We start from the raw sequence: 4278 nt of genomic DNA on the forward strand, positions 1-4278 counted from the left end.
CACTGAAAAATCAAAAACTTAAAATAGAATCGCTCGACTATATTTTGGCATTGTCGTGTACGCTAAAATCCGCTCTAAGCAATTGTTTTAAAATGACTTGTGATTCCCCATGAAATCCTGGAGAGCCCGGGAAACGCCATCATGCCCTTAATAATCAATATTTTATCGAGCATGGCGAGGGGCTTTTCGTCACAGAAATGCGGGATCAAAAAGTGCGTGAAAAAGGCTAGATTGAACACCCTACCACCGAACCCCGCGCCGTTGTTGGTGGACTGCGCTGCGCTTGTCCACCCGACCGAAGACGACTGGTCCGAAGGATGATCGACGCCACAATCAGCAGTTTGTCGGCTGCGTCACTGGATACGAAGGATTGGTGGAGACATTGGTTGGGCATTATCTGGAAAAAGCCGGTCAAGAAGCTGGGAGGGTGATGAAAGCCCGGCATAAAAGTTCGTTAAAGCCGTACGCCGCTCACTTGTCGGAGGACGATTAAGAACGTCAATTCCCGTTACCGATCCTTCTGGATATACGGGCCCCTTAATTGTGTGTTCAGAATAGGCATTAGCAAAAACGATATTGCTTGACTCGTTGCTTACATATATAGTGTTTCGGGTCATCGCCTCACCTGATTCATTCACATACCCATCTATAACCAAATGATCAAACGATACATTCTGGACTCGGTCCATATATATCGCCATTGTTGTATTCCGCTCATGATCGTGTACTTGGAGCGAAGCAACCCTGTCAAACGTAACATTATTTGTACCTTCCCTGATGGAAATCCCTGCTGCCATATCGTGTGTTTTGTCGTATATGACAGTGTTTTTTACGGTCACATTCACACCTGGGTTTAAAATCAGTCCGGTCTCGTTGCCTTCTATATAAACCCCATCGATTAAAACGTTAGGACACCCCCAAAGCGCGATTCCTGTGTTCTTGTTATTGAGCACTATTAGGTCTTTGAGTGTGAAGTTCTGAGATATAACCGCATTCGGGACCGGCTTACATTCGATCGCACTGCCACCGTTGTCTCTAATGGTGCTGCCCTCAAAATAAGCCGCCGAATCCATCAAGCCAACGATGTCCCAGCCATCACCAAAATTCTCGTAGTAACTGCCGCCAATCACACGAAGATTCGGCGCACCACCTCGATCAATCTTTAGCCCTTCTTTTGCGGAGTAGGCACCTTCGCAGTCTTCCAAGGTGATGTTACGTGGACCTGTGAGTAGGGCAATACCTTCTCCGTCTTTTTCGCCATTTCCTAGAAACTCCCAGGCGTAGGCAACTGGGACACTCAGCCGCGCCCCAGGATAGAGATAACGGGTGTCTACGGTATAGTGCGCATTCACTCGCAAGAAGCGCAGATTTTCTGCCGGGTTTGCAATAGTGATCCCGTCCGCATGTACGGGTCCCTCGCCGGATTTCGGCCCGATAACATTAACATCTTGAATAAGAGAGCTTGACCCCCTGAATTCAGCGATAGCCCCAAGTACAAATTGCTCTGGCGTCGGGTTGGACTCCGAGTAGTTGCTGTCTCTTAGAATTTCTGCAAACCTAAACGTCACGCCCTGCAATGTGATGTTGGACGCCGTTTTTCCCATAAAAAACAGACCGTAGTCTGCGGTCTTCGGCCCCGTAACAGGCTCATTGGTGAAAATGACCGAATTGTTTTCGCCAACAATACGCAGGTTGCTTCTCTCTACTTCCAACCGTTCGCTTAGGAAATACTGACCATCAGGGATGATAATCTCACGATTATTCAGATCATCAATCGCTCTTTGAATGCAGTCGCTAGAATCTTGCGGGTATTTGGGGCAATTCAGTGTCTCCGCATGCGCTTGAGGTGTCAAAACCACAAGAACGAGTATTCTCAGCAATAGATTTACTTTGAAAAAGTATGAAGAACTCATGGAAACCTCCAGAAGAACCTAACCCCAGTCTTCCGAAAAGCAAGACGCTTTAAGGATCAAGGAGTCGGGTAGAAATAACGTTCCTAAAGACGAAGTATAGCCATCCCCCCCAGCCGATTCTGTGGGAATGTTCAAAGTTCTCGGCTGCAAGCTGGGAGGGCGAGTTGTTTGCTATACCAACTCAGGTACGGCAGACTTTGAAGGGGAGGCTCGGGGGGTCTTGAAAAACGACACCGCCGATAAACCACCTCGGTGTTCATGCGCCGCCGTCGTCGCCGTGAGCACCCACGCCGACCAGTACAGCAGTGTCTCCGGAGGAGCGGCTTGCACCAGCGCCTGCATGGCTTTGTCTAGGGGACCGAATTTGAGGGTCAGGAGGTGCAAAAGAATCATTGCTTCACCTTGGTGGAGTCCTTGCTGATGGCCCGATCCCGACCATTGGATCTTTCGCAAGCTTGCCCGCTCCTGTCCGTCCTGGTTTCAACGGGGACTGAGAAAACTCCTGCGGCTCGCTGAACTTGGGCGACCCTTGCCCTGCTTTGCGCCCTCTGGGTGAAACTGATAGGTGGTGAGCCGTCACCCGATCCGCACTTGCATCTCTAGAAATCTGGCGACCAGTTCGCGCTGCAAGCACGCTTTAGCCTGTCGATCCCCATGCACCAGCACCACCTCGCGCGGCTTCACCCGCATACGGGCGATGAAGTTGATCAGATCCTTCTGGTCCGCATGGGCCGAATAGCCGCCTAGCGTGTGCACGCCGGCTCGGATGTCGTAGCGCTGGCCATCCAGATCCACATAGCCGCCTCGCGGTCCGTAACGCTGGATGTCGCGTCCCGGGGTGCCGGCGGCCTGATAGCCGACGAAGAGCACGTCATGCCGCGGATCCCCGAGCATGGCCTTCAGGTAATTGACGATGCGTCCGCCCGCACACATCCCGCTTGCGGCGATAACGATTGCCGGCCGGCCGCTGCGGGCAAGGTAGTCGACCGTGCGCAGGTGTGTCTCATGATCGTCGATCGTCAGCACCTGCTCGAAATCGAGCGGATGACGACCCGTGTTAAGTCGGCGCTTCGCCTCTCGGTCCCAGTGGTCACGCAGCCGCACATAACCGGCCGTGAAATCGGCGGCGAGCGGTGAGTCCAGGACGATTTCGAGATCTTCCCACACCCGGTCTGCCGCCAGCCGCCTCTTGCGGTGCTGATGGATGATGAGCTCCAGCTCGTACAGAAGCTCCTGCGTCCGCCCGATGCTGAAGGCCGGGATCAGCAAGGCTCCGCCGTTGTCGAAGGCATGCTCGACGATTGCCTGCAAACGGTGTCGTCGGTCACGTCGATCCTCATGGAGGCGATCGCCATACGTGCTTTCAAGCACTACCACATCGGCCCGATACGGAGACCTTGGCGCTGGCAAGAGCGGCGTGTACGGGGCACCCAGATCGCCCGAGAAGAGGATGCGGGTCGCCTGCCCGTCGCGGCGCAGATCGCACTCGACATAGGCCGACCCCAGAATGTGACCGGCCGGCTTCAGCCGGATGCGCAGCCCCGGGTCGGCCTCCGCGACTGTGGTCCAGTCTCCGAAGGGCAATGCGACGGTGCGCATCCGAACCAGGTCCAACACTTGGTCAATGAGCCTTTCATTGCGCGTCACGCCGATCTTCAACGCATCTTCGAGCACCAGCGGCAAGAGTGCCGCCGAGCCCTCGCTGCAGAGAATCGCCCCTTTGAATCCGGCCGCCAGCAGATAGGGGAGGCGTCCGACATGATCGATATGGACATGGGTGACGACCAGCGCTAGCACCGAATCCACCGCAAAGTCGATCTGCAACCGATCCGCGCCGCCGCTTGCCGAAGTCTCGGCGCCTTGGAACAGACCGCAGTCGACCAGAATAGATCGGCCGTCACCGAGATGCAGCTGATGACAGGACCCGGTGACGCCATCCACACGGCACCATGGTGCTGAATTAGCGGGTTGGCCATTGCGACTCCATTCGGGCGTGCTCGCGCCCACTTACGGAATTAGCAAGGTGCTAGGATGTTCAATCCCCCGTCATTCTTTCATGCAGTTTTCATGTCGACCGCAGACGGCCTGAACGCCTGCCGTCGCTTGGCCAGCATGGAGTCGCCGAGATGCGTTTTGACCCACGGCTCGACATCCAGGGTGCGCACCGAGGTCATCGCCTCGCGAATGACCGAGGGCGTCAGCTCGGTCAGGAAGGCGGGAATCGCCAACACGAGGCGCCTAGGATGTTCAATCCCCCGTCATTCTTTCATGCAGTTTTCATGTCGACCGCAGACGGCCTGAACGCCTGCCGTCGCTTGGCCAGCATGGAGTCGCCGAGATGCGTTTTGACCCACTGCTCGACATC

3 protein-coding genes and 1 pseudogene are annotated in these 4278 nt (G+C 54.9%); all 4 read right to left on the reverse strand.

Annotated elements, in window-relative coordinates:
• Positions 1–353: 353 nt before the first annotated feature.
• Positions 354–1913, reverse strand: coding sequence for a right-handed parallel beta-helix repeat-containing protein (locus tag CKO23_RS23840; protein ID WP_200335869.1), 1560 nt, complete (start codon positions 1911–1913; stop codon positions 354–356).
• A 171-nt stretch (positions 1914–2084) separates the two neighbouring features.
• Positions 2085–2366 carry a hypothetical protein gene (locus CKO23_RS23845; protein WP_200335870.1) on the reverse strand — a complete coding sequence of 94 codons (282 nt, stop codon included), beginning with the start codon at positions 2364–2366 and terminating at the stop codon, positions 2085–2087.
• A 123-nt stretch (positions 2367–2489) separates the two neighbouring features.
• A pseudogene (locus CKO23_RS23850) lies at positions 2490–3889 on the reverse strand (MBL fold metallo-hydrolase RNA specificity domain-containing protein).
• A gap of 78 nt (positions 3890–3967) precedes the next feature.
• The gene (locus tag CKO23_RS23855) at positions 3968–4141 is read right to left on the reverse strand and encodes a hypothetical protein (protein ID WP_200335872.1); all 174 of its coding nucleotides are present in this window, start codon (positions 4139–4141) and stop codon (positions 3968–3970) included.
• Between the last annotated feature and the right edge of the window lie 137 nt (positions 4142–4278).

Origin of the sequence: Thiocystis violacea, assembly GCF_016583565.1 — a bacterium.
GTDB classification, from domain to species: Bacteria; Pseudomonadota; Gammaproteobacteria; order Chromatiales; family Chromatiaceae; genus Thiorhodococcus; species Thiorhodococcus violaceus_A.